The sequence below is a fragment of the Nonomuraea sp. NPDC005692 genome (genome assembly GCF_040631115.1).
Lineage (GTDB): Bacteria > Actinomycetota > Actinomycetes > Streptosporangiales > Streptosporangiaceae > Nonomuraea.
Map to the genome: position 1 here is coordinate 189,746 of NZ_JBEXYU010000001.1, position 23,759 is coordinate 213,504.

General features: G+C 72.0%; 23 protein-coding genes and 5 tRNA genes. 17 read left to right on the forward strand and 11 right to left on the reverse strand.

Annotated features, from left to right (window positions below; all coding sequences use genetic code 11):
• Positions 1-27 precede the first annotated feature (27 nt).
• The 3 genes from ABZ459_RS00995 (at position 28) to ABZ459_RS01005 (ending at position 1,528) form a co-directional block, all read left to right on the forward strand.
• Complete coding sequence (locus ABZ459_RS00995) at positions 28-576, forward strand: GNAT family protein (RefSeq protein WP_357964371.1); 549 nt, start codon at positions 28-30, stop codon at positions 574-576.
• Positions 577-661: 85 nt separating this feature from the next.
• Positions 662-1,093 (forward strand): hypothetical protein, encoded by a 432-nt coding sequence (locus ABZ459_RS01000; RefSeq protein WP_357964372.1) that lies wholly within the window; start codon positions 662-664, stop codon positions 1,091-1,093.
• Positions 1,094-1,123: 30 nt separating this feature from the next.
• Entirely contained in the window at positions 1,124-1,528 is a 405-nt protein-coding gene (locus ABZ459_RS01005) for a nitroreductase family deazaflavin-dependent oxidoreductase (protein WP_357964374.1), read from the forward strand.
• A gap of 4 nt (positions 1,529-1,532) precedes the next feature.
• On the opposite strand, the gene ABZ459_RS01010 is transcribed toward ABZ459_RS01005, so the two are convergent.
• Entirely contained in the window at positions 1,533-2,519 is a 987-nt protein-coding gene (locus ABZ459_RS01010; RefSeq protein ID WP_357964376.1) for a LysR family transcriptional regulator, read from the reverse strand.
• Positions 2,520-2,604: 85 nt separating this feature from the next.
• Between ABZ459_RS01010 and ABZ459_RS01015 the strand changes: the two genes are divergently transcribed.
• From ABZ459_RS01015 to ABZ459_RS01025, 3 genes are all read left to right on the forward strand, one after another.
• Positions 2,605-2,757, forward strand: coding sequence for a hypothetical protein (locus ABZ459_RS01015; protein WP_357964378.1), 153 nt, complete (start codon positions 2,605-2,607; stop codon positions 2,755-2,757).
• A 44-nt stretch (positions 2,758-2,801) separates the two neighbouring features.
• Complete coding sequence (locus ABZ459_RS01020) at positions 2,802-3,170, forward strand: PH domain-containing protein (protein ID WP_357964379.1); 369 nt, start codon at positions 2,802-2,804, stop codon at positions 3,168-3,170.
• A gap of 67 nt (positions 3,171-3,237) precedes the next feature.
• Positions 3,238-4,389, forward strand: a complete 1,152-nt coding sequence (locus ABZ459_RS01025) for a hypothetical protein (protein ID WP_357964381.1) — start codon at positions 3,238-3,240, stop codon at positions 4,387-4,389.
• 13 nt (positions 4,390-4,402) lie between these two features.
• On the opposite strand, the gene ABZ459_RS01030 is transcribed toward ABZ459_RS01025, so the two are convergent.
• Together ABZ459_RS01030 and glgA are read right to left on the reverse strand one after the other, a co-directional pair.
• Positions 4,403-4,771, reverse strand: coding sequence for a hypothetical protein (locus ABZ459_RS01030; RefSeq protein WP_357964383.1), 369 nt, complete (start codon positions 4,769-4,771; stop codon positions 4,403-4,405).
• Between the two features lie 4 nt (positions 4,772-4,775).
• Positions 4,776-5,951, reverse strand: coding sequence for a glycogen synthase (gene glgA, locus ABZ459_RS01035; RefSeq protein ID WP_352329860.1), 1,176 nt, complete (start codon positions 5,949-5,951; stop codon positions 4,776-4,778).
• A gap of 235 nt (positions 5,952-6,186) precedes the next feature.
• Here glgA and glgC point away from each other — a divergent pair, with 235 nt between their 5' ends.
• The gene (glgC, locus tag ABZ459_RS01040; RefSeq protein WP_352329862.1) at positions 6,187-7,422 is read left to right on the forward strand and encodes a glucose-1-phosphate adenylyltransferase; all 1,236 of its coding nucleotides are present in this window, start codon (positions 6,187-6,189) and stop codon (positions 7,420-7,422) included.
• 216 nt (positions 7,423-7,638) lie between these two features.
• Here the strand turns inward: glgC and ABZ459_RS01045 are convergent, their stop codons facing one another.
• Positions 7,639-7,938, reverse strand: a complete 300-nt coding sequence (locus ABZ459_RS01045) for a hypothetical protein (protein ID WP_357964385.1) — start codon at positions 7,936-7,938, stop codon at positions 7,639-7,641.
• Between the two features lie 241 nt (positions 7,939-8,179).
• Between ABZ459_RS01045 and ABZ459_RS01050 the strand changes: the two genes are divergently transcribed.
• Entirely contained in the window at positions 8,180-9,520 is a 1,341-nt protein-coding gene (locus ABZ459_RS01050) for an amidase (RefSeq protein ID WP_357964387.1), read from the forward strand.
• A 127-nt stretch (positions 9,521-9,647) separates the two neighbouring features.
• Here the strand turns inward: ABZ459_RS01050 and ABZ459_RS01055 are convergent.
• The 6 genes from ABZ459_RS01055 to ABZ459_RS01080 all read right to left on the reverse strand — a co-directional run bounded on the left by ABZ459_RS01055 (position 9,648) and on the right by ABZ459_RS01080 (position 15,124).
• A tRNA-Pro gene (locus tag ABZ459_RS01055) sits at positions 9,648-9,723 on the reverse strand.
• 221 nt (positions 9,724-9,944) lie between these two features.
• Positions 9,945-11,033, reverse strand: a complete 1,089-nt coding sequence (locus tag ABZ459_RS01060) for a mechanosensitive ion channel domain-containing protein (protein WP_357964388.1) — start codon at positions 11,031-11,033, stop codon at positions 9,945-9,947.
• An 87-nt stretch (positions 11,034-11,120) separates the two neighbouring features.
• Entirely contained in the window at positions 11,121-12,071 is a 951-nt protein-coding gene (locus tag ABZ459_RS01065) for a tripartite tricarboxylate transporter substrate-binding protein (protein ID WP_357964390.1), read from the reverse strand.
• A gap of 109 nt (positions 12,072-12,180) precedes the next feature.
• The gene (locus ABZ459_RS01070) at positions 12,181-12,990 is read right to left on the reverse strand and encodes an SAM-dependent methyltransferase (RefSeq protein WP_357964391.1); all 810 of its coding nucleotides are present in this window, start codon (positions 12,988-12,990) and stop codon (positions 12,181-12,183) included.
• A gap of 25 nt (positions 12,991-13,015) precedes the next feature.
• Positions 13,016-14,836, reverse strand: coding sequence for a glutamine--fructose-6-phosphate transaminase (isomerizing) (glmS, locus tag ABZ459_RS01075; RefSeq protein WP_357964393.1), 1,821 nt, complete (start codon positions 14,834-14,836; stop codon positions 13,016-13,018).
• A gap of 12 nt (positions 14,837-14,848) precedes the next feature.
• Positions 14,849-15,124, reverse strand: coding sequence for a hypothetical protein (locus ABZ459_RS01080; RefSeq protein ID WP_357964395.1), 276 nt, complete (start codon positions 15,122-15,124; stop codon positions 14,849-14,851).
• Between the two features lie 222 nt (positions 15,125-15,346).
• On the opposite strand from ABZ459_RS01080, the gene ABZ459_RS01085 reads away from it, so the two are divergent.
• From ABZ459_RS01085 to ABZ459_RS01125, 9 genes are all read left to right on the forward strand, one after another.
• Entirely contained in the window at positions 15,347-17,518 is a 2,172-nt protein-coding gene (locus ABZ459_RS01085) for a peptidoglycan recognition family protein (protein WP_357964397.1), read from the forward strand.
• Positions 17,519-17,608: 90 nt separating this feature from the next.
• Positions 17,609-17,680: transfer RNA gene (locus ABZ459_RS01090), tRNA-Gly, on the forward strand.
• 15 nt (positions 17,681-17,695) lie between these two features.
• Positions 17,696-17,766 (forward strand) — tRNA-Cys (locus ABZ459_RS01095).
• Between the two features lie 48 nt (positions 17,767-17,814).
• Positions 17,815-17,886, forward strand: a tRNA-Gly gene (locus tag ABZ459_RS01100).
• Between the two features lie 20 nt (positions 17,887-17,906).
• A tRNA-Val gene (locus ABZ459_RS01105) sits at positions 17,907-17,978 on the forward strand.
• Positions 17,979-18,569: 591 nt separating this feature from the next.
• Entirely contained in the window at positions 18,570-19,811 is a 1,242-nt protein-coding gene (locus ABZ459_RS01110) for a serine hydrolase domain-containing protein (RefSeq protein ID WP_357964399.1), read from the forward strand.
• Positions 19,812-20,005: 194 nt separating this feature from the next.
• Complete coding sequence (locus ABZ459_RS01115; RefSeq protein ID WP_357964401.1) at positions 20,006-21,211, forward strand: bifunctional glycosyltransferase family 2/GtrA family protein; 1,206 nt, start codon at positions 20,006-20,008, stop codon at positions 21,209-21,211.
• A gap of 146 nt (positions 21,212-21,357) precedes the next feature.
• Positions 21,358-22,446 (forward strand): glycosyltransferase family 39 protein, encoded by a 1,089-nt coding sequence (locus ABZ459_RS01120; protein WP_357964402.1) that lies wholly within the window; start codon positions 21,358-21,360, stop codon positions 22,444-22,446.
• 15 nt (positions 22,447-22,461) lie between these two features.
• Positions 22,462-23,196: a hypothetical protein gene (locus ABZ459_RS01125; RefSeq protein WP_357964403.1), complete on the forward strand. Its 735-nt coding sequence runs from the start codon at positions 22,462-22,464 to the stop codon at positions 23,194-23,196.
• A gap of 21 nt (positions 23,197-23,217) precedes the next feature.
• On the opposite strand, the gene ABZ459_RS01130 is transcribed toward ABZ459_RS01125, so the two are convergent.
• Positions 23,218-23,757 (reverse strand): tetratricopeptide repeat protein, encoded by a 540-nt coding sequence (locus ABZ459_RS01130; protein ID WP_357964405.1) that lies wholly within the window; start codon positions 23,755-23,757, stop codon positions 23,218-23,220.
• Between the last annotated feature and the right edge of the window lie 2 nt (positions 23,758-23,759).

A 23,759-nucleotide genomic window follows, 5' to 3' on the forward strand; every position in this document is an offset into this window, starting at 1 on the left:
TCGCTACAGTCGCGTTACCTTCTGCGCATGCGGCGCGTGACGGTCATCGGCGAGCGAATCGGACTTCGTGACCTCACCGACGCCGACGTCGTCCCGCTGCACTCCGTCTACGGCGATCCGGCGGCCACGCAGCACATGCCGTTCGCGCCGCGCAGCGTGCAGGAGGTCGCCGCCCTGGTCGGCCAGGCCATGGAGGCGGCCGCCGCCGAGCCGCGCCGCCTCTACGTGCTGGCCGTCGTGGACGCCGACCGGCGGCACGTGATCGGCGTGGCCCGCCTGAAGATCGACCCCGACCTGCCCCACAGCGGCGAGATCGGCTTCGGCCTCCACCCCGACCAGTGGGGCCGCGGCATCGGCACCGACCTGGTCCGGCTGCTGCTGTCGTTCGGCTTCAAGCAGCTCGGGCTGCACCGCGTCTGGGGCGCGAGGTCGCCGGCCAACCTGCCCGCCCAGCTCGCCATGCTGACGGCCGGCATGGTCGAGGAGGGACGGATCCGGCACCACGTGCACACCCCGCACGGCTGGCGCGACTCCATCGTGCACGCGGCGATCCAGGACGAATGGACCGAACGCTAGCGGCGACGCGTGGACGGCGAGTGGCGCGCGGCGGAATTGTCGGTGGCACGTCCTACGATGAGCCTCCTCACGGAGGGATAGCCGCATGCCTGACTCGCTGATCGTGCCCCTGTTCGTCACCACCGACCTCCCGCCGCACGCGGACCTGGCCGAGTTCGGTGAGCTGCTGGCCCGCACGGCGCGGGTGCTCGGCCCCGACGGCTCCGAGGCGGTCCTGTCCGGCAACGTGTTCTGGCTCGACCGGCCGGTGCTGCCGGCGCAGCGGCCCGCCGCCGACGACGAGCTGCGCTTCGCCGGGATGCTCGGCCACCTCGTCACGTCCGGGCCCGGCGTCCGCGAGGTGGTGGCCGGCGTACGGCGGGCGATCGGCGCGGCGGTGACCGAGCGCTACGGCGACGTGGGCGCGGCGCCCGCCGTCTTCGCGATCCGCGACCGCGACGTGCGCGAGCGCACCCCCGACTCGGCCCTGCCCGTCGACAGCCGGCGGGCCGCCGAGCTGGTCGGCGCGGCCCGGTGAGGACACCCACGGGCGGGGTAGTCCAGAGGCATGCTCTATGGCAAGGAACACGTGCAGCGCTATCAGGCCACCGACGGCGCGGAGGGGCACGACTGGAACAACACCACCGTGCTGCTCCTGACCACCAAGGGGCGTAACTCCGGCAAGCCGTACACCACGCCGCTGATCTACCAGCGGTTCGGTGACGACTTCCTCGTGGTCGCCTCCAAGGGCGGCGCCCCCGAGGATCCCCAGTGGTACAAGAACCTGCTGGCCCACCCCGACGTCGAGGTGCAGGTCAAGGGCGACAGGTTCAAGGCCCACGCCCGCACCGCCTCGGAGGAGGAGAAGCCCGAGATGTGGCGGACGATGACCAGCACCTGGCCCCAGTACGACGAATACCAGGAGAAGACCGACCGCCGGATCCCGGTGGTCGTGCTCGAACGCGCCACCTAGGCAGTCACCGGGCCTCGCCGGCCTCCCGGGCGGTCACCAGGGCGGTCACCAGGGCCTCGTCGGCCTCGGGGAGCCAGGAGCCCGGCGGGCGGCGCAGCCAGTGGCGGGCCCGTCCCAGCTCGGCGACGGCGGCCAGGAGCGCGGCGAGGCCCGGGTGCCGCAGGCCCTTGGGATGCACCAGGTTCTGCAGGCCGAGCGGCACGGGCTCGGCCAGCGGCCGGTTCACCGCGCCCGGGATCCCGCCGATCCCCACACTGGCCAGCACGGGATCGCGATGCCGGCGCAGGTAGTGCCCCATCTCCGCGGCCCCCACGGGCGCGGCGTGCGGCCGGGCCAGCCGCAGCCCGAACGCCTCGGCCAGCCGCTCCCCCAGGTCGCTCCACTCCCGCGTGCCGGCGTTCCCGGCCATGACGTCCAGCGGGAAGGCGGCCAGCGCGCCGAGCGGCACGGCGTCCAGCTCGGCCAGCGGGTGGTCCTCCGGCAGGAGCACGGCCAGGGGCTGCAGGCGCACCGGGACCTGGGCCAGCCGGGCGCGCACGTCCGGGGGCAGGCCGGCGAAGCGTCCGAACGACACGTCGAGCCGTCCGTCCAGCATCGCCGCCGCGCCCGCGGCCAGGCCGCCGTGGAAGCGGGCCAGCATCTCGACCCCGGGGGCCAGCTCGCGGGCTCTGACCAGCGGCTCGGGCAGGTCGGGGCCCTGCATGGTGACGTCCACGAGCAGCGGGCGGCCGGCGCCGAGCACGTCGGTGACGACCTCGTCGTGCAGCGCCAGCAGCCGCCGCGCACCGGGCAGCAGCCGGGCGCCGGCGCAGGTCAGCTCCACCCGGCGGGTGGACCGGACGAACAGCGGCGTCCCGAGCCGGGTCTCCAGCGTGCGCACGTCCCGGCTGAGCGCCTGCTGGGCCAGGAAGAGCCGCGCGGCGGCGCGCCCGAAGTGCAGCTCCTCGGCGACGGCGACGAAGACGCGCAGCAGCCGGGGGTGCAGATCCACGACGCCACATTAACCACAAAAGCGCGTCAATCGCGATATTTCCGGTGTTGGACCGGGCGCGGGCCTCACCACGACGCTGGGAAGCATGATCCGCCGCCTCCTGACAAGCCTGCTCCGCCCCGCGCCACCCGCTCCGGCCCAGGTCCGGGTGCTGTTCGGGCTGCCGCGGCCGCCCGGCGCCTGCCGCTGCCTGCTCGACCTCCCGCACGACCCGTCCGCCCATCCGGCGGGGCCCTGAACCCGGCGCGGAACGCGGGAGCCCGTCCCGTTCGTTGGCCGGGCATGGCTGACATCCCCTACGACCGCAAAGAGCAGTTCAAGCAGATCGAGAGCGGCCTGCTCCCCGGGGAGCAGATCATCGCCGTCTACGACGCGATCGGGGCGGGCACCGGGTTCCTGGGGCTCACGGACCGGCGGGTGATCGTGCAGGACAAGTCGTTCGTGGGCAAGCGCATCGCGATCACCAGCATCCCCTACGCCAAGATCTCGGCGGTGAGCGTCGTGAGCAACAAGTCACTGGCGGGCGGGTTCTTCTCCTCGGGCGCCATCGCCATCCACGTCGGCACGCACACCTACGAGGTGGACTTCCGCGGCGACAACAAGGCCCACCACGTGCACAACGTCATCCTCCACTACATTTCGCAGACCTGATCGGCGTCACGCGTGGTCTCGCGGGCAGGGTTGAGCGTATTCTGCCGGTGATCACTAAGGGGGCGAGGTGCGGCGTTCCGTACGTGCCCGCGCGGCCGGTCTCGGCGTGCTGCTGGCGCTCCCGGCCTGCGCCGGGCCCGCTGGGCGGGACGTCCCGTCCGCTCCGGCGGTGAGCCTCACGGTCCAGGCCCGCTGCCCCCGGCCCGGCGGCGACGACCTGCGCGCCGAGCCCGTACGGTCACCGTGGCGGACGCTCCCGGCGGGCGACGGGCACGGCACGCTCGACCGGCTCGCGGTCGCCCCCGACGGGGCGGTGTGGGCGGTGCGTTCCGTCCAGCGCGAGACGTCCGCCGGGATGGAGACGACGTCCGGCGGGCTGGGCCGGTGGGACGGCGCCCGCTGGCGCACGTACGCGCTGCCGTCCCGGATGACGGTGGCCGCCGTCGGGGCGGTCTCGGGCGAGCGGGCGTGGGCCTTCGGGACCGGCGACGACGAACGTCCCGGCCTGGTCGCCGACGTCGCGGACGGCGCCGTGAGCGCCTCCACGCCGCTCAAGGAGGGCGCCTCGGCCATCGGCCTGCACGGCACCGCGGCGAGCGGCCCGTGGGCCGTGTCCGGGCGCGACGCGCTGCGCTGGGACGGCTCGGCCTGGCGCGCGTACCGGCTGCCCGCCCCGGCGCGCGCCCTCGGCGGCGAGGGCGCGGACGTGTGGACGGTGGGCGAGACCGCGCACGACCCCGCGGCCCGCTGGAACGGCGCCGCGTGGCAGGCGGTGCACCTGCCCGAGCCGGGGGCGCCCGAGGGCGCGCGGTCGGCCCGTACGGAGCTCGGCGACGTGGCCGTGCTCGGGCCGGACGACGTGTGGGTGGTCGGCGGGGTGTCCTGGTTCCCGCCCGACGAGTACGACGAGCAGGGCGAGCCCCTGGAACGCCGCCGCCCGCTGGCCCTGCACTGGGACGGCTCGGCCTGGCGGTGCCGCTGGGGCCCGGAGGGCGCGGCCTTCACCGAGGCCGAGCCCGACGGCCGGGCGGGGCTGTGGGTGCTCGACTCGACCCGCTCCCGGCTGCACCACTACGCGGCCGGCCGCTGGACGACGACGAGCGTGCGCGGCACGGTCACCGCCCTGGCCCGCCGCCCCGGCACGACCGAGGTGTACGCGGCGGGCTGGACCGGCCCCGAGGGCGAGCTGACCAGGCCCGCCCTCTGGCTCACCCGCTGACCCGCCGCCACCCCTACATGCAGGTGAAGCCGTTGGGGGCCGCCCGGCAGAAGTCGCGCAGGTCGCGCAGCCAGGAGGCGGTGGCCGAGTAGTTGAGCGCCAGGTCGTCGCGGTGGAGGCGGTGGTCGTCGGGCTCCTCGGTCACCTCGCCGTCGAGCCGGACCCGTCCGTGCTCGGGCAGGCCGCCCAGGTAGTCGTCGAGGAAGGCCGCGATGCGGCTCGCGTCGGCGCCGGTGAGCGTCATGCGGCCGTTGAAGCCGAGCAGGCACGCGGTCTCGGGGTCGAGCACCCGCGCCTCCTCCAGCAGGGACAGGGTCGGACGCCAGTTCCAGGCGTTGACGCTCAGGCGCCCGCCCTCGGGGGTCTCCAGGTCCCAGCCCACGCGCTCAGTCCCGGCGCAGGGAGGCGTAGAGGTCGAGGGTGCGCCGGGCGATGCGCTCCCAGGAGAAGTGCTCGACGGCCCTGGCCCGGCCGGCGCGGCCCATCTCGGCGGCCCGCGCCGGGTCGGCCAGCAGCGCGTTGACCCGCTCGGCCAGGTCGGCGGCGAACGCCTCGGGGTCGTGCGGGGTGCCGTCGGGGCCCTGGTCGATCGGCACCAGCAGGCCCGTCTCGCCGTCGGCGACGACCTCGGGGATGCCGCCGGTCGCGGTGGCCACCACCGGCGTCTCGCAGGCCATGGCCTCCAGGTTGACGATGCCCATCGGCTCGTAGACCGACGGGCAGACGAAGACCGACGCGTGCGTGAGGAGCTGGATGACCTCCGGCTTGGGCAGCATCTCCGAGATCCAGAGCACGCCGTCGCGGTCGAGGCCGCGCACCAGCCCGGTCACCTCGGCGGCGATCTCCGGCGTGTCCGGCGCGCCCGCGCACAGGACGAGCTGGGCGGCCGGGTCGAACGAGCGGGCGGCGTGCAGGAGGTGCACCAGGCCCTTCTGCCGGGTGATGCGGCCGACGAAGATCACGTAGGGCCGGTCGGGGTCGACGCCGTGCTTCTTCAGCACGTCGAGGCCGGGGTCGGGGGCGTACTGGGCGGTGTCGATGCCGTTGTGGATGACGGTGACCCGGCCGGGCGGGATCTCGGGGTAGGCGGCCAGCACGTCGCGGCGCATGCCCTCGCTGACCGCGATCACCGCGTCGGCGGCGGCCAGGGCGGTGCGCTCGGCCCACGACGAGACCGTGTAGCCGCCGCCGAGCTGCTCGGCCTTCCACGGGCGCAGCGGCTCCAGGCTGTGGGTGGTGACGACGTGCGGCACACCGTGGAGCATCTTGGCGACATGCCCGGCGAAGTTGGCGTACCAGGTATGGGAGTGGACGACGTCCGCGCCCTCGCAGGCGGCGGCCATCTCCAGGTCGACGCCGAGCACCTGGAGGGCGGCGTTGGCCCGCTCCAGGCCGCCGGGCACCCGGTAGGCCGACACGCCGGGCTCCTCGCGATCGGCTCCGAAGCAGCGCACCCGGACGTCGGCCAGCTTGCGCAGCTCCCTGGCCAGGTACTCCATGTGCACCCCGGCACCGCCGTAGACGTCCGGCGGGTACTCCCTGCTGAGCAGATCAACACGCATGCCCACGACCTTACGACGCGCCGGGCCCGGCGCCCTCCAGCGAGCGGCAAGTTTTGCGCCGACCATCAACTCCGGCACCGCACTTGTGAACCGACGCAAGCATAGGGAACACATCGATACAGCCCAATGTCGGTAAGTCCGGCCCCTGCTCTACACGGATAAGTCAGGACACGGCGGCACAGCACAGTGCGCGGTTTCGTCGATAGATCGGCCATTTACGGGTAGCGTCCTGGACATGAGGTCCCGGAGGGTGCTTGCGGTTGTGCTGGCAGGTGGAGAGGGCAAGAGGCTCATGCCGCTCACGGCGGATCGGGCCAAACCGGCGGTGCCGTTCGGGGGGATGTATCGGCTGATCGACTTCGTGCTGTCGAACCTCGCGAACGGCGGCTTCCTGAAGATCGTGGTGTTGACCCAGTACAAGAACCACAGCCTCGACAGGCACGTCTCCCGTACCTGGCGGCTGTCGGCGATGCTGGGCAACTACGTGACCCCCGTGCCCGCCCAGCAGCGGCTCGGGCCGCGCTGGTTCTCCGGTTCTGCGGACGCGCTGTTCCAGAACCTGAACCTGATCTACGACGAGATGCCCGAGCACGTGATCGTGTTCGGCGCCGACCACATCTACCGCATGGATCCGCGGCAGATGGTCGAGCAGCACGAGGACTCGGGCGCGGACGTGACGGTGGCGGCGATCCGCCAGCCGCTGTCGCTGGCCGACCAGTTCGGCGTGATCGAGACCGATCCCGAGGGCCGCCGCATCGTGGCCTTCAGGGAGAAGCCGAAGGACGCCGTGGGCCTGGCCGACTCCCCCGACGAGGTCTACGCCTCGATGGGCAACTACGTCTTCAAGACGCAGGCCATGATCGACGCGCTGCGCGAGGACGCGCTCGACCCGACCAGCAAGCACGACCTGGGCGGCAACATCATCCCGATGCTGGTCAAGTCCGGCGGCGCGGACGTCTACGACTTCAAGAACAACATCGTGCCCGGCTCCAGCGAGCGCGACCGCGGCTACTGGCGCGACGTGGGGACCCTCGACGCCTACTACGAGGCCCACATGGACCTCATCTCCGCCCACCCGATCTTCAACCTGTACAACGACAAGTGGCCGATCTTCACCGGGCACGACCCGCTGCCCCCGGCCAAGTTCGTGCACAACGACGGCGACCGGGTGGGCCGGGCGATCGACTCGCTGGTCTCCCCCGGCGTGATCGTCTCGGGCGGCATGGCGATGCGCTCGATCCTGTCGCCGAAGGTCGTGCTCCACTCGCACTCGCTGGTGGAGGACTCCGTGCTGATGGAGAACGTCAAGGTGGGCCGGGGCGCGATCGTGCGCAAGGCGATCATCGACAAGAACGTGGTGATCCCCGACGGCGCGCGCATCGGCTTCGACCTCGACTACGACCGCACCCGCTTCGCGCTGACCCGCGGCGGGGTCGTGGTCATCGGCAAGAACGAGATCGTCGACCGTTAGGGCGCGGGAGGGGCCGGTCCGCGTTCGGGGCCGGCCGCGTACCGGGCGGCGGCGGTCCGGATCAGCCCGGCCGCCCGCGAGCGTGCTCATCGCGTGACGGACGGCTCCGGGCCCGGCCGGTCGGCGGGGGGCGTGGGAGCACCGGGCGCCGCGGGCGCCCGGTAACGCAGGATCCCGGGCCACGCAGGGCGCGGCCCGGGCTCAGGTGATGCGACCTCAGATGCCGACGCCGGCGCCCAGGCCGTACGCCCAACCGCCCGGCCAGTAGCCGCGGCCCCCCCAGTAGCCCCAGTTGTAGCCGTCGCGGGGACGCCCGTAGTAGTCCCTGCGGTGCTCGCAGGCCTCAGCGTCACGGTGTCCGGCGGACACGCCCCACGGCGTGATGCGGAGCGCGGTCGAGTCGTCGGACGTGCTCAGGTCGCACTTCTCGTGATGGTCGTTGGCGTTGGCCGCCCCCGCCATGCCGAACAGCGCGGCGACGGCGAAGCCGCCGGCCACGATGAGCTTGGCTTTCATGAATCCCCCTGGATCACGGAGTGACATCGCTGCTCACTGTACGTAATCGCCTCCGTACCGCCGTGTAACGCCACGCCAGGAAGGGACTCGGCGCTTTCCGGTGCCACCCCGGCGAAGTCCGGCCTTCTCCGGCCACTCCGGAATCCCCCGGAACGCCGGCCGCAGGGCCCGGACGCGTAGTCTGCTCCGGACGCCCGCCCGCACACGGCGGGGTCGCCGTGATCCGTCCGGAGAGGACCTCATGCCGCCCACACCGCCCGGCCCCTTCACCGGCCGCTCCGTCACCGACCTGGCCCGTGACCTGCGCGCCGGCCGGACCACCGCCGCCGAGCTGGCCCGGCTGGCGCTCGACGCGGCCGTCACCCTGGATCCCGCGCTCGGCGCCTTCGTCACCGTGGACCCGGTGGGCGCGACGGCCGCCGCCCGGCGCGCGGACCAGGAACTGGCCGCGGGCACCGACCGCGGCCCGCTGCACGGCGTGCCGGTCGCCGTGAAGGACCTCATCGACGTCGCGGGGCTGCCCTGCACGATGGGGTCGCGGCACTTCGCCGGACACGTCGCCGAGGCCGACGCCGCCTGCGTGACGCTGCTGCGCGGGGCCGGAGCGGTGATCGTCGGCAAGACCACGACGCACGAGTTCGCGTACGGCCCCACCGGCGACCGCTCGGCCAACGGCCCCTCGCGCAACCCGCGCGACCCCGGGCGCATGTCCGGCGGGTCGAGCGGCGGCAGCGCGGCGGCCGTGGCGGCGGGCATGGTGCCGCTCGCGCTCGGCACCGACACGGGCGGTTCGGTGCGCATCCCTGCCGCTCTGTGCGGGATCGCCGGGTTCAAGCCCGCCTACGACGCGATCCCCACCGCCGGGGTGTTCCCCCTGTCCCGGACGTTCGACCACGTCGGCGTGCTGGCCGCGAACCCGCTGGACTGCCTGGTCGCCTACCGGCAGCTCGCGACCGGCGGGCCGCCGCCCGCCCGTGACAGTGCCGGTGAGGCGGCGGCGGTGCGGGTGGGGTGGCTCGACCCCGCCGTCCTGTCGCCCTGCGACCCGCGCGTTGTGGCGGTGGCGCGGGCGGCGGCGGGCGCGGGGCTGGACGAGGTCCGGCTGCCCGGGGAGCTGGCCGAGGAGCTGCGGGAGACGTACGCGACGGTCCAGGGCGCGGAGGCGTCCGCCGTGCACGCCGACCGGATGGCCAGGGCGCCCGAGCTGTTCGACCCCGAGGTGCTCGACCGGCTGCGCGCGGCGATGGACCTGCCCGCCTGGGCCTACGTCAAGGCCCTGGACGAGCGGCCCGCGCTGGCCGCCGCGGCGGAGTCGCTGTTCGACGACCATGACGTGCTGGCGCTGCCGGCCGTGCCGCTCGTCGCGCCGCCGCTGGAGCAGCGTCAGACCGAGCTGGACGGGCGGGCCGTCGCCGTCCGGGCCGCGCTGCTGGCCCTGACCAGCCCGTGGAACGTGCTCGGCCTGCCCGCGCTGACCGTGCCGGCCGGCTCGGTGGACGGCCTGCCGGTCGGGCTGCAGCTCGTCGGCCGGCCCGGCCGGGAGGAGCTGCTGTTCCGGGTGGCCGGCTCACTGGGCGGGTGAGGAGAGGTGGGCCCCGGGCCGGCCCGGCGCAGGCCGGACCCGGGGGCGGGGGCTCGTGTCCGGCCGGGGGGCGCCATTCCCGTCGGCCAGGCCGAAGCCCACGGCCCTTTTCTTTCAGGGCCGTACGTCCGAGTGGCAGGATTCGAACCTGCGGTGCTCCTGCTCCCAAGGCAGGCGGGCTGACCAAACTGCCCCACACTCGGTCATGAAATCAACGAAGCCGCCCCGGCGGAGGCCCGGGACGGCTTTCCTGGTCGATTCTCCGTGGAATCACCGGGAAAGCCTTGGCCGCAGCTCAGGCCGGTTGCCGGACGGCCTGGAGGGTCGAGGTCCGCACATGGCCGCCGCCTTTCTCGTCGTTTCGTGAATGTCGTTCCGGAACGAGATCAACGGTAGACCGGGGGCTGCCGGAAATGCCACGCATTTATCGCCGGTCGCGGTCCTGGTCGTTGGTCCAGGCCACCCCGGCGCGCGTTTCCGGGGCCTCGACGCGGAACCGGGGAAGGGCGTCCGGGTAGTTGTCGCGGACGAAATTGACGAGGAATTCGCGGACGTCGCACTTGAGGTCCCAGGAGGAGGGCGAATCGGCGGCGCTCATCAGGGCGCGCAGCTCGACCAGGCCGTTGGGCAGCACGTCGGTGACCTGGAGCGTCCAGTCCTTCTGGTCCCACAGCGGGTTGCCCTGGAGGAACTCGTACAGGGCGTCGCGCAGTTTGGGCACCGGCACCGCCCAGTCGACCCGCAGGAACACCACGGCGAGCACCCGGCTGCCGTGCCTGGTCCAGTTCTCGAACGGGTTCTGGGTGAAGTAGGAGACGGGCAGCACCAGCCGCCGCTCGTCCCACAGGCGCAGCACCACGTACGTGAGCGTGAGCTCCTCGATCCTGCCCCACTCCTTCTCCACCACGACCACGTCGTCCAGCCGCAGCGCGTCGCTGAAGGCCAGTTGCAGCCCGGCCAGCATGTTGCCGATGGTCGGCTGGGCCGCGATGCCGACGATGGCGCCCGCGATGCCGGCCGAGGCCAGCAGCCCGGCGCCGAGCGCCCGCACCTGCGGGAAGGAGAACAGCATGGCGCCGAGCGCGATGACGATGATGACCGCGGCGGCGATGCGGCGCACCAGCGCGATCTGCGTCCTGATCCGCCGCGCCCGGCGGTTGCGCTCGCCCTCGACGAGCACCAGCCGGTCGAGCACGACGTCCGTCAGCGCGTACGTCGCCTGGATGATCAGCCAGGTCACCGTGCCGATGGTGAGCAGGCCGATGACGCGGTCGACCGACTGGGCCATGCCGCGCTCGTCGGCCGTGTCCCCGAAGATGCCGGGGGCGAAGACCAGGTTGCAGGCCACCGTGGCGGCCACGCAGAACGCCGGCCACGTGCAGTGCTCGACCAGGTGGCGGGCCAGTGCCCATTTTCGTCCGACCCGGATCAGCACCCGGCGGACCACCTCCACCAGGAGCACCGCTCCGACCACCGAGATGACGAGGATCGGCCAGGCCGCCGGCGACTGCACGTTTCGCGCCCCCTATGTTGTAGAACGTCGCTTCAAGGTCACATTGCCCTCAAGCGCCACTCCATACGCACGGAAACGCCGTTTCGGCTAGTGGCCGTTCCCGCAACTGCCCCAGCACGTCGTGGCTCTGGTGCTGGCCAGCAGCCCCAGATCGCGCAGCACGGCCTGGGTGCGCTCGACCTCGGAGGTCAGCCAGAGGCGGAAGTCGTCCCCGCTCAGCGGGATCGAGGTCCACCCCGCCTTCCGGCACGCCCGCCGCCACGAGGCCGACGAGGTCACCTCGTCGCACATGCGCACGGCCGACTCCCTGCTGTCCTCCGACATGTTCTCGGGCCCGACGGCCGCGGCCCAGTCCGCGAAGTCCACCCGTACGCCGGACTCCAGCAGGGTGGGCACGTCGAGCTCCGGCACCCGGCGGGCGCAGGAGACGGCGAGAGCCCTGACCCGGCCGCCGTCGATGGCCGCGCGCCAGTCGCCGAGCAGGCCCGCCGCGGCCGCCGCCTTGCCGCCGAGCAGCGCCGAGACGGCCTCGTGGCTGCTGGGGTAGCCGGTGTAGTCCATCTGCCTGGTGTCGGCGCCGAGCCCCTTGGCGATCAGGCCGAACAGCAGGTGGTCGGGCTCGCCCTGCGGCCCGCCGGCCAGCATCGTCCCGCTCGGGTCGGCCCGCAGGTGGGCGCCGAAGTCGTCGAAGTCGGTGAAGCGGGAGTTGGCGGGCACGACGACGACCTCGACGTCGCCGGTGAGCCTGGACAGCGGGGTCGAGGTGTCCAGCAGCGTCTGCCCGTTGTTCAGCTCGGAGGCCGCCAGAGCGGGCAGGCCGGTCACGGTGATCCGCGTGCCGGTGGGCGACGCGCCGACGCCCGAGGCGCGCGCGGCGGCGGCGAACGCCTCGCCGACCCGGGCCCAGCGGTCGCCGCCCGCGACGATCGAGAACCGGCCCCTCGCGTCGGCGGGGCCGCCGACGACGTGCTCCGTCCCGCATCCGGCCGCGCACGCCGCCGCGCCCAGGGTCCATGCCAAGAAACGCCGACGACGCATCCGCCCTCCCCCGACCTCCGCGAGTACCGCCATTACCTGAAGTTATTGACAGTTCACTCGCTGTTACACATCGGGGTACGGTTGACCGAAATTTCGGCGTATACCGGAGTCAGTCCTGCTTCGTGGCCACCCCGGCCATCAGGGACGACGGCAGCGACCAGTCGCCTACCAGCTTGGGCCGGTCCGGCCGCCAGTCCACGGCCTGCACCAGGCCGGGCGGGTCGAGCGCGAAGCCGCCGAAGAACGCGCGGATCTCGGCCGGGCTGCGGTCGGCCCCGCCCGAGCCGGCCGAGCCGCGGCGGAACGGCCGCGGGTTCTCCTCGTCCGACAGGCGTCCCATCGAGGTGGCATGGGAGATCACCAGACGGCTGCCGGGCGCGACCGCCTCGCGCAGCGCCGCCACCGCGCCCTGCGGATCGGCCGCGTCGGGCAGGAAGTGCAGGATCGACACCAGCACGATCGCGACCGGCCGCGACAGGTCCAGGAACCGGCCCGCGCGGGCCAGCACCTCCTCGTGGTCGAGCAGGTCGGCCTCGATGAAGGCGGCCCTGTCCGCCCCGGCGAGCAGGGCCCTGGCGTGCGCGGCGACCACCGGGTCGTCGTCGACGTAGACGACCCGGGCCTCCGGCGCGACCTCGTGCACGCTGCCCTGCGTCGGCAGCCCGCTGCCCAGGTCGATGAACTGGGTGATCCCCGCGGCGGCGACGTAGCGCACGGCACGCTGGAGGAAGGCCCGGTTCGCGCGGGCCAGCGGGACCGCCTCCGGGACCAGCTCGGCGAGCTGGTCGATCGCCAGGCGGTCGACCGCGAAGTTGTCCGTCCCGCCGAGCATGTAGTCGTACATGCGTGCGAGATTCGGAGTGTGGGGGTCGAACTGCCGCACAGTAATGAATTTATGTGGTGCGCAGCCGGATAACACTACCCTGCGAGGATTGTGGCTGAATTTATTCCACAGTCACGCTCTTGGCGAGATTGCGAGGCTTGTCCACGTCCCTGCCGAGGGCGACCGCCGCGTGGTAGGCCAGCAGCTGGAGCGGGATCGTCAGCAGCATCGGGTCGAGCTCGATCTCGTTCTTCGGGATCACGATCACGTCGTCGGCCAGCTTGGCGTCGGGCTCCCGATGGCCGACCATGAGCACCTGGCCGCCGCGGGCGCGGATCTCGCCGAGCGTGGTGAGGTTCTTGTCGAGCAGCTCGTCGTCGGGGACGATCGCGACCGTCGGCATGTCCGGGCCGATCAGCGCGAGCGGCCCGTGCTTGAGCTCGCTGGCCGGGTACGCCTCGGCGTGCACGTACGAGATCTCCTTGAGCTTCTGCGCGCCCTCGCGGGCCACCGGGTAGCCCCTGACCCGGCCGACGAACATCATGCTCGGGTGCTTGGCGTACTTCTGCGCCAGCTCGGCGATCTTGTCGCCCTGGGCGAGGATCTCCTCGATCTGGCCGGGCAGCCGGCGCAGGCCCTCCACGATGCGCCGCCCGTCGGCCGGCGACAGGTCGCGCACCCGGCCCAGGTGCAGCGCCAGCAGCGCGAAGGCGACCGAGGTCGAGGTGAACGCCTTGGTCGAGGCGACCGACACCTCGGGCCCGGCGTGCAGGTAGATGCCGCCGTCGACCTCGCGGGCGATGGCGCTGCCCACGGCGTTGACGATGCCGATCACCCGGCCGCCCTTGCGCTTGAGCTCCTGGACGGCGGCCAGCGTGTCGTAGGTCTCGCCCGACTGGCTGATCGCGACGTAGAGGGTGTCAGGGTCCACGACGGGGTTGCGGTAGCGGAACTCGCTGGCCGGCTCGGCGTCGGCCGGGATGCGCGCCAGCTCCTCGATGAGCTGCGCGCCGATCTGCCCGGAGTAGTACGCCGACCCACAGCCGATGATCTTCACCCGGCGGAACGAGCGCGTCTCGCGGGCGTCCATGTTGAGGCCGCCGAGGTGGGCGACGTGGAAGCGCTCGTCGAGGCGGCCGCTCATCGTGCGGGTCATCGTCTCGGGCTGCTCGGAGATCTCCTTGAGCAGGTAGTGCTCGTAGCCGCCGGTGTCGTAGTGGCCGGCGTCCCAGTCGACGGTCAGCGGCTCCTTGGCGGTCTCGCGGGCGTCGCTGGCGAAGGTGTGGAAGCCGTCGGCCTTGAGCACGGCCAGCTCGCCGTCCTCCAGGTGCACGACCTGGCGGGTGTAGCGGACCAGGGCGGCGACGTCGGAGGCGGCGAACATCTCCTTCTCGCCGATGCCGAGCACGATCGGGCTGCCGTTGCGCGCCACGACCACCTCGCCCGGCCGCTCGGCGTCGATCACCGCGATGCCGTACGTGCCGACGATGTTCTTGAGCGTCTTCCTGACCGCCTCCTCCAGGGAGTCGTTCTCGTCGGCGGCGCGGGCGATCAGGTGGGCCAGGACCTCGGTGTCGGTCTCGGACAGGAACTCGACGCCGTCGGCCTCCAGCTTGGCGCGCAGCTCGCCGGCGTTCTCGATGATGCCGTTGTGCACGACCGCGATGCGCTGGTCGGCCGACAGGTGCGGATGCGCGTTCTCGTCGCTGGGCACGCCGTGGGTGGCCCAGCGGGTGTGGCCGATGCCGTGGTTGCCCTTGAACCGCACCGGCACGACCTTGGCCAGGTCGGCGACCCGGCCCTTGACCTTGCGTACCTTGAGTCCCTTGTTCGACACCACGACCCCGGCGGAGTCGTAGCCCCGGTACTCAAGCCGCTGCAGCCCTTCCAGCAGGATGGGCGCCGCGTCCTTGGGGCCCACGTAGGCCACGATTCCGCACATCGAGGTCTCCTCTTATCCGTAGACGATCCTGCGGAGCTGCCGCAGCGACAGCTCTGGTGCCGCTACCCGGCGTGCGGGTAACTCGGCGGCGATCCGGGGGAAGATCTCGTCGTTGGTCAGGCCGCGGGCCTTGAGCTCGCCGTGACGGCGCCGTACGAACTCCTCGACCGGCTCGGAGAAGTACGACAGCACGTCGGCGACCACGCGGGCCGCCTCTCCTGGGCCGAGCGCGCTCGTCCGGGTGAGATGGGCGATGAGGTCTTCATAGGGATGCCGCGCCGTGGACACAGACGAGGACACTACGCATCTGAAGCGAGACACGCCAACATCCTGCCCGGAATCGGGCAGGATTTAACTCCAGAGCGCTACCACTTCTCCCCTGCCGATCGCCGACGGGCGGGCGGACGGATCCCGCGATTCTCATCCGTATCATCCGACCCGTCTGACACATCCCTTTCTGGGAATGGTTACGTTCAGTGATCGAACAGTGTCGTTCCGTGGGGAGATCTCATGCAGCTCCGGCTTGCCGCCGTCCTGGCCACCAGCTTGTCCGCCGGTGTGTGCGTCGTCGCCGGCGGTCCGGCCGCTCCCGCTGTCATGGGCGGCACGGGCGTCCGGGATAAGGGGCGGCAGGCCGACTTCGCGGCCGCCGCGGCGGAGTTCGGGGTGCCGGTCAGCGTGCTGCTCGGGGTGTCGTACCTGGAGTCGCGGTGGGACGCCAACGGCGGGCGTCCCAGCACGGCCGGCGGGTACGGCCCGATGCACCTGGTGGACGCCGTGCCCGCCGGGCAGGCGGGCACGGCGGGCACGGCGGGCACGGTCGCGGAGGGCTTCGCGCCGGGCGACGCCAGGGGCGACGACAGCCGCCCGCTGCCCCGGTCGGCGACCCGGCCGGTCAGCCGGCCGGTCAGCCAGCCGGCTTCCCGGTCGCCCCGGTCGGCTTCCCGGTCGGCTTCGCAGGCGGGGGCCCGGTCGGCGGCACGGTTGATGGCGGGGTCCGGCACGTCGGCGGCCTCGGCGCCGGACGCCACCCTGGCCCTGGCCGGGCGGCTGGCCGGGGTCGCGCCGCGGGCGCTGCGCGCGGACCCGCGCGCCAACATCAGGGGCGGCGCCGCCCTGCTCGCCTCCTACCAGCGCCACCCCAGCCCCGACCCGGCCGACTGGTACGCGGCCGTCGCCCACTACGCGGGCACTCGTGACCCGCTCGCCGCGCGGTCGTTCGCCGACGAGGTGTTCGCGGTGATGGGCGAGGGCGTCGCGCGGCGCACGGACGACGGCTTCGACATGCGGCTGGACGCCGTGCCCGGCCTGCGCCCGCCCGCGGCGCCGGCGAAGATCGCGGACGGCGACGACTCCGACGAGGACGACGACCCGTTCTTCTTCTCCGACATGGAGCCCGAGGGCGACGACGACTCCGAGTCGGCCGACGAGTCCGACTGGGACGTGCCCGCGCAGGACGAGATGCCGCTGACCGCCGCCGACTCCTCCGCCGGTTCGTCCGCCGAGTGCCCGAGCAGCCTGCGGTGCGAGTGGATGCCGGCCGCGTACAAGAGGTACGGCAGGAAGAAGGACCGCGGCTACGGCAACCACGACCGGGTCGAGGGCCGCCGCCAGGTCGACTACATCGTCATCCACGACACCGAGGGCGGCTACCAGGGCATCCCGTCGATGGTCGGCAACCCGAGGTACGTGAGCTGGCACTACACGGTCCGCTCCCGGGACGGGCACGTCGCCCAGCACGTGCCGACGAAGGACATCGCCTGGCACGCCGGCAACTGGGACTTCAACACCCGCTCGATCGGCATCGAGCACGAGGGCTACCTGGCCAGGGGCTCCTGGTACACCGAGGCGATGTACCGGTCGTCGGCCAGGCTGGTGCGCTACCTCGCCGGCCGGTACGGCATCCCGCTCGACCGCGCACACATCCTCGGCCACGACAACGTGCCGGGCGCCACGGCGCAGGCGGTCGCCGGCATGCACGAGGACCCCGGCCCCTACTGGGACTGGGCCCACTACTTCGAGCTGATGAACCACCCGATCAAGGGCGACGGGACGGGCTCGTCGGTGATCATCCGGCCGACCTACGACGACAACCGGCCCTACTACACCGGCTGCGCCAGCACCAAGCCCGGCCGCCGGTGCCCGGAGCACGGCGCGGCCAGCGTGTGGCTGCACACCGGGCCGAGCGAGAGCGCCCCGCTGGTCACCGACGCCGGCAAGCACCCCGGGAAGCCGAGCACGTACAGCGTCTACGACCACAGCGCCCGCGCCTCGACCGGGCAGCGGTTCGCGGTGGCCGGACGGCAGGGCGACTGGACGGCGATCTGGTACCTGGGCCAGCGGGCCTGGTTCCTCAACCCGTCCGCCGCCCCCACGGCCGTGCCGGCGACGGGCCCGCTGGTCACGCCGCTGGCCGCGGGCACCAAGGTGTACGGCCGCGCCTACCCGGAGCGGTCGGCGTACCACGGAGGCGGGGTCCAGCCGTTGACGCCGCTGCAGTACCGGATCGGGCCGGGGCAGTCGTACTCGCTGGGAGCCACGGTCACCGGCTCGTTCTACTCGGCCAGCGCCTTCAACCCGGCCCGGCACGTGCGGGTCACGGGGTCCGTCCGGTACCACCAGATCCAGCTCGGGCATCGTGTCATGTTCGTCCAGGCCAAGGATGTGCGCGTCATCCGCTGAATTTCGCCCCACGGGGCTCGGGCTGCGCACGGGCACTCCGCGAAGACGATATGGTTTTCCCGTGGCCCCGCGAGTTCGCGGGGGATTCACGCGGAAGTGGCTCAGTGGTAGAGCATCACCTTGCCAAGGTGAGGGTCGCGGGTTCGAATCCCGTCTTCCGCTCGGAGTCAAACTCCTGGTGGAGTGGCCGAGAGGCGAGGCAGCGGCCTGCAAAGCCGTCTACACGGGTTCAAATCCCGTCTCCACCTCGGTGGTACAACGGACTCTTCTGGGTCCGGTAAAGTTAAGAGCGCCATGCGGAAGTGGCTCAGTGGTAGAGCATCACCTTGCCAAGGTGAGGGTCGCGGGTTCGAATCCCGTCTTCCGCTCTGAGTGACAACTCAACAAAGGACGATTAGCTCAGCGGGAGAGCGCTTCCCTGACACGGAAGAGGTCACTGGTTCAATCCCAGTATCGTCCACCCACGCTCGTCGGGAGTCAGACCGGGTTTCGGTCCGGTCCGGACAGCGGTAAAGCCCCAGCGAACGGCAGACGCCGGACGACTGGGGCTTCTTCGTTTCGAGGGCCGGGCCCCGCCTTCCGGGCAAAGCCCGCCCGTGGCTCCAGACACTCATCCCCAGGCGGTCGCCCATCGGACCGCCGGCCCCAGGGCCTGTACGGAGTTCGGCTCTCCAGGCCAGCGGCTCGTCCGGCAGGTCACGTCCCACAGGCTGCCGGTACGGCACCGCCACGTCACCGCGGTGAACAGCCGCCGCAGATCCGGTCTCGGGCCGCGCCCGCCCAGCGGTCGATCAGGGACCGTTCTTGCGTCGGCGAGGTCTCCCCGCCATGTTCGATGGCCTGCCCAACCCCCCGGGCTGTCGCGCGGCCTGCGCCAGTGCCTTGGTGCCGGGGATTCGGTGTATCGCGGGCGTATCGAAAAGCGCATACGCCACCGCAACACTTCCCCGTCTTCAGTAGAGGCACCGATCACATGGTGGTGATCGGCTGCCGACGGCGGTCGCGGTCAGACCTGCAGCGGTCGGTTCGTCGTCAGGAAAGGACCGTGATCATGGGCTCGGACTCTGTGGGTGGCGTCGGCCGGCGGCGGCTGCTCGGGTGGAGCGGGCTCGCGGCGGCCGGCGTGGTGGCGGCCGGCGCGCCGCTGGTGGGCGGCCGGCCCGGCAACCGACAGCACCGTCCGGCCGCAACCGGCCCCGGCATCCCGCCGGACACCCGTCCCGGCGGAGCCTACGACCGGTACGTGGCGAAGCTGGCCGCGGAGGGCAGGTTCTCCGGCATGGTGCTGCTGTCGCACCGGGGCCGGACGGTGCTGTCCCGCAGCTACGGCATGGCGGACAAGGAGAAGGGGGTCCGCAATCACGAAGGCATCGCGTTCAGCCTCAGTTCGGCGGGCAAGCCGTTCGGCGCGGTGGCCGTCCTGCAGCTGGTGCAGCAGGGCAAGGTGAAGCTGTCGGACACGGTGGGCACCCACCTGACGGGCTACGCCAAGGACGTCGCCGAGCAGGTGACCGTCCACCACCTGCTCTCCGGCACCTCCGGGCTGAACACCCCGGAGGAGGACCCGCAGCGTATCTTCCGGAGCCGGGAGGAGGTGCACGAGTTCTACGAGCAGTGGGCCCGGAAGGCGAAGCTGGTGGCCGCCCCCGGCACCCCCACCGAACACGCCGGCGCCGACGTCGTCATCCCGGCGCTGATCGTGGAGGCGGTGACCGGCAGGACGTACTGGGACTACGTCGAGGAGAACATCTTCAAGCGCTGCGGCATGACCGGCTCGGCGTTCTACACCAGGCGGCAGTGGCTCACCGATGCGCACATCGCGCACCCTCACATGAGGCTGGCTGACGGCAGCGTGGTGGACGCCGTCCGCAACCTGGGCAAGAGCAGCTCGAACCAGTCCACGCCGGGCAGGAACCCGGGCCGCAGCTTCATCGACGTCCCCGGGGACGGGGGCTTCGCCACCGCACCGGATCTGGTCCGGTTCGCGCACGCCCTGAGCGAAGGCACGGTGCTGGAACGGCCCTACGCCGAGGTGCTCACCGCGGCCAAGTTCCCCCACGGGCGGCAGTCGTTCGGGGCCTACCACATGCCGGTCCGCATCGTCAGCGGTCAGTGGGTGCACGGGCGCGCCGGCGCCAACCCCGGTGTCGGCGCCAGCTGGAACATCTACCCGTACACCGGCTGGGTCGGTGTCATCCTCAGCAACACCGACGGCGGGACGCTGCAGGAGCTGACCGGGCGGGAGGTGCAGGCTGTCACCGGAGGCACGCCTGGCGGCGGCGGGGGCGGCTGAGGTGGTCCGGCGTCCGGCACGAAGAGAACGGATCTCCTGACGTCTCCTGTGGCCACCGCAGCCTGATGCCAGCCGGTCACGGTCCTTCGCGTGCATCCCGGCTCGGCGCAGCGGACGTCGCCGCCAGGTGATCGACTCCGCGGCCACACCTTTGAGGGGCCCTTCGAGCGAGCGAGGAGTTGGTCATGGATCGCATGGTGGAGATCGCCATTCCGGTCTACAACGAGCAGCATGTGCTGGCGTGCAGCGTGCGAAGACTGCACACCTATCTGGAAGAGACGTTCCCCTACCGGTTTCGGATCACGATCGCCGACAACGCCAGCGTCGACGGAACGTGGCAGGTCGCGCAGGAGCTGGAGACCGAACTGCAAGGGGTCCGGGCAGTACGGCTGGAGCAGAAGGGCCGGGGACGGGCGCTGCGGCATGTGTGGAGCCACAGCGACGCCGACGTGGTCGCCTACATGGACGTGGATCTGTCCACCGACCTGGACGCCTTCTTTCCGCTGGTGGCGCCGCTGATCTCCGGGCACAGCGATCTGGCCATCGGGACCCGGCTGACGCGCGGGTCGGCGGTGGTACGCGGCCCGAAACGGGAGCTGATCTCCCGGGGTTACAACGTGTTGCTGCGCACGACGCTGGCGGCCCGCTTCACCGACGCCCAATGTGGTTTCAAGGCCGCGCGGACCGTGATCGCCAGGGCGTTGCTGCCGTCGGTGCAGGACGAGAAGTGGTTCTTCGACACCGAGTTGCTGCTGCTGGCCGAGTGCAACGGGCTGCGCATCCACGAGGTGCCGGTGGACTGGGTCGACGACCCCGACAGCCGCGTGGACGTCCTGCGAACCGCACTGGATGACGTGAAGGGCATGGCCCGGGTGGCGCGGCGCATGCTGACGGGCGCGTTCGACGCCCCGGTGGAGAGCCGGCCGCGGCCGCGGCTGCCGGCGGGGATGGCCCGGCAACTGCCGACTTTCGCGATCATCGGGGTGTTCAGCACGATCGCTCAGCTGGTGCTGTTCGTGCTGCTGCGCATGGTGACGGGGCCGCTGTGGGCGAACGCGGTCTCGCTGTTGATCACCACTGTCGGCAACACCGCCGCCAACCGCCGATTCACCTTCGGGGTGACGGGCCGGGAACGGGCGTTCAGGCAGCAGCTGGAGGGCGGTCTGGCGTTCCTGCTCGGACTGGTGCTGAGCACCGGCTGCTTGGCCCTGCTCCACGCACTGGCGCCCGAGGCGCCACGGGCCGTCGAGATCGCCGCGCTGGTGACCGCCAACGGGGTCGCGACGCTGGTGCGGTTCCTTCTGATGCGCACCTGGATCTTCCATCCACGGCGCCTGGGGCGCCGGCCGGCCCCGGCCGATCCGACCGTCGGCACGGCCCGGAAGGACGAGGTCACATGACCATCCGCGTACGTCGTGCACAGACGCCCTCCGATCCGCGGGGCCCGTCTGACAGGCCCCGCTCACCTGCCGCATCGGGGTGGCTGCGCCGGCTGGCCTTGGGCGGGCCTGAAGATCCGCGCTGGTCGCGTCCGGCACTCTGGGGCGTGCTGTTGGCGGCTTTCGTGCTGTACGGGTGGAACCTGTGGTCGGCCGGCTACGCCAACTCCTACTACTCGGCGGCGGTCAAGAGTGGCACCGAGAGCTGGCAGGCGTTCTTCTTCGGGGCCCTGGACTCCGAGTCGTTCATCACCGTGGACAAGCCGCCGATGGCGCTGTGGGCGATGGGCCTGCTCGCCCGCGTCCTGGGGTTCGGGACGTGGAGCCTGATGTTGCCGCAGGTGCTGGCCGGGGTGGCCGCCGTCGCGGTGCTGCACGCCACGGTACGGCGCGCGGCCGGGTTTCCGGCGGCGCTGATCGCTGCCGGGGTGCTGGCGCTGACCCCGATCACGGTGGCCATCAACCGCGACAACAATCCGGACACGCTGCTGGTTCTGTGGCTGGTGCTGGCCGCGTGGTCGTGTCAGCGCGCGATCGAGTCGGGACGCCTGCGCTGGCTGCTGGCCTCGGCCGCGTTCGTGGGGTGCGGGTTCAACACCAAGATGCTGCAGGCGTTCGTGGTCGTCCCGGCGCTGGCGCTGGCCTACCTGGTGGCGGCCAGGCCGGGCGTGCTGCGCCGGGTGCGGCATCTGCTGGCGGCGGGTGCGGTGCTGGTGGTGTCGAGTTCCTGGTGGATGGTGGTGGTCGACCTGACCCCGTCCGGGAGTCGCCCGTTCATCGGAGGCAGCACCGACGGCACCGTGCGTGACCTCGTCATCGGCTTCAACGGCCTGGGCCGGATCTTCGGCCTGGAGACGCCCGGCGGCGGCCGTGGCGGCGGGGGTTTCGGCGGCGCCGCGGGCGCGGGACGAATGTTCAACGACATGGTCGGCGGTCAGATCTCCTGGCTGCTGCCGTTCGCGATGCTCGCGCTGGTTGCGGGGGTCGTGCTGCTGTGGAAGCGGTCGCGCACCGACCTGGCCCGGGCCGGGCTGGTGCTGTGGGGCGGCTGGCTGGCGATGTACTGCGCGGCGTTCAGCTTCGCCAAGGGCGTGTTCCACCCGTACTACACCACGTCTCTGGCCCCCGCGATCGCCGTACTGGCCGGAGTGGGCGGGGTGTCGTTGTACGACGCGTACCGGGGGCCGCTCCGGTGATCGTGGGTGCTGCCCTTGGGCGTCGCGGTCACAGGGATGTGGTCGTTCACGCTGCTGAACCGGACGCCCGACTGGAATCCATGGCTGCGCTGGGTGATCGTGGCGGCGACCGTGCTGGCGGTGCTCGCGATGGTGGCCGCGCGGCTGCCGTGGGCGCCGGGCCACGGCGTCGTCGTCGCGTCGGTGACGTTCACGCTGGTCGCGGCCCTGGCAGGTCCGGGGGCGTACGCGGCGGTGACCGCGTTCGGCGGCGGCAACACCAGTGGCAACGCGCTGGCGGGGCCGTACGCGGCGCAGGCCCAGAACGGTCAGGTCCCGAACGGTCAGGCTGGGAACGGTCCGGCGCCGCCCCAGGTGCGGGGCGGCATGCTGGTGGTCGGCGGGCCGGCCGGTGAGTTGAGCGACGACATGGTCGGCTACCTGCTCAAGAACCGGGGCGGTGCGCGCTGGCTGGTCGCCGTGGTCAGTGCCCAGCAGGCGTCGTCGATCATCCTGTCGACCGGCGAGCCGGTGATGGCGATGGGCGGCTTCACCGGGCAGGACCCGGCGATGACGGTGGCCAGGCTGCAGGAGTACGTCCGCAAGGGCGAACTGCGCCACATCGTGATCAATGGGTCGGGTCGGAGCGGTCCCATGAGCGGCGACCCCGCCATCGCCTCATGGGTGCGGAAGAACGGCACGAGGGTTCCCACGAGCGCGTACGGCGGCACGTCCGACGAGGGCGGCGGTGAGCTGTACCGGCTCGGCTGAGGGGGAGGCCGAGCGGGCGGATCACGGCCAGGGGGTCGGGGCTTCGCCGGTGGTGGCGGCGTCGAGTGATCGCAGGGCCGCCCGGCTGCCGGCGATCAGCTCGGGGTCGCCTCCGGCCGTGCGCAGGGCCAGGGCCTCCAGGAGCACCTCGCGGGCCTCCTCCTTGCGACCCAGGTCGGCAAGGGTCTTGCCGAGGTGTTGGAGCGGGAAGCACACCATCTCTGGTGCTTCGTTCCTCGCAAGGGTGAGCATCGTGCGGCAGAGGGTTTCCGAGGCTGCCGCGTCACCTGCGTACCGATGGGCGTCGGCCAGGTTGAGCGACGCGGCGATCCGCCTGCCGGTCGTGTCCGCCAGGTCGAGCGCACGGCTGAGGCAGCGGATCGCGTCGCCGTACTCGCCCAGAACCAGCAGCCCGATCCCGAGCGCGCGCAGCGTGCTGTGATCGGCGGGGTCCCGGGCGCGGGCGGAGTCGACGAGCGTGGTGAGCTGGCCACGGTCGCGGGGGACCATCCGTTGGCGTTCGTCGTAGGTGATGAGCTGGTTGACTGCTTCGAAGAGCACGG

Bases quoted from the DNA above. Each gene is read 5' to 3' on its own strand.
- glgC (WP_352329862.1), top strand. From the start codon at position 6,187: ATGAGGTCCCGGAGGGTGCTTGCGGTTGTGCTGGCAGGTGGAGAGGGC.
- ABZ459_RS01085 (WP_357964397.1), top strand. From the start codon at position 15,347: ATGCAGCTCCGGCTTGCCGCCGTCCTGGCCACCAGCTTGTCCGCCGGT.
- ABZ459_RS01015 (WP_357964378.1), top strand. From the start codon at position 2,605: ATGATCCGCCGCCTCCTGACAAGCCTGCTCCGCCCCGCGCCACCCGCT.
- ABZ459_RS00995 (WP_357964371.1), top strand. From the start codon at position 28: ATGCGGCGCGTGACGGTCATCGGCGAGCGAATCGGACTTCGTGACCTC.
- ABZ459_RS01020 (WP_357964379.1), top strand. From the start codon at position 2,802: ATGGCTGACATCCCCTACGACCGCAAAGAGCAGTTCAAGCAGATCGAG.
- ABZ459_RS01000 (WP_357964372.1), top strand. From the start codon at position 662: ATGCCTGACTCGCTGATCGTGCCCCTGTTCGTCACCACCGACCTCCCG.
- ABZ459_RS01065 (WP_357964390.1), bottom strand. From the start codon at position 12,071: ATGCGTCGTCGGCGTTTCTTGGCATGGACCCTGGGCGCGGCGGCGTGC.
- ABZ459_RS01005 (WP_357964374.1), top strand. From the start codon at position 1,124: ATGCTCTATGGCAAGGAACACGTGCAGCGCTATCAGGCCACCGACGGC.
- ABZ459_RS01110 (WP_357964399.1), top strand. From the start codon at position 18,570: ATGGGCTCGGACTCTGTGGGTGGCGTCGGCCGGCGGCGGCTGCTCGGG.
- ABZ459_RS01045 (WP_357964385.1), bottom strand. From the start codon at position 7,938: ATGAAAGCCAAGCTCATCGTGGCCGGCGGCTTCGCCGTCGCCGCGCTG.
- glgA (WP_352329860.1), bottom strand. From the start codon at position 5,951: ATGCGTGTTGATCTGCTCAGCAGGGAGTACCCGCCGGACGTCTACGGC.
- ABZ459_RS01115 (WP_357964401.1), top strand. From the start codon at position 20,006: ATGGTGGAGATCGCCATTCCGGTCTACAACGAGCAGCATGTGCTGGCG.
- glmS (WP_357964393.1), bottom strand. From the start codon at position 14,836: ATGTGCGGAATCGTGGCCTACGTGGGCCCCAAGGACGCGGCGCCCATC.
- ABZ459_RS01050 (WP_357964387.1), top strand. From the start codon at position 8,180: ATGCCGCCCACACCGCCCGGCCCCTTCACCGGCCGCTCCGTCACCGAC.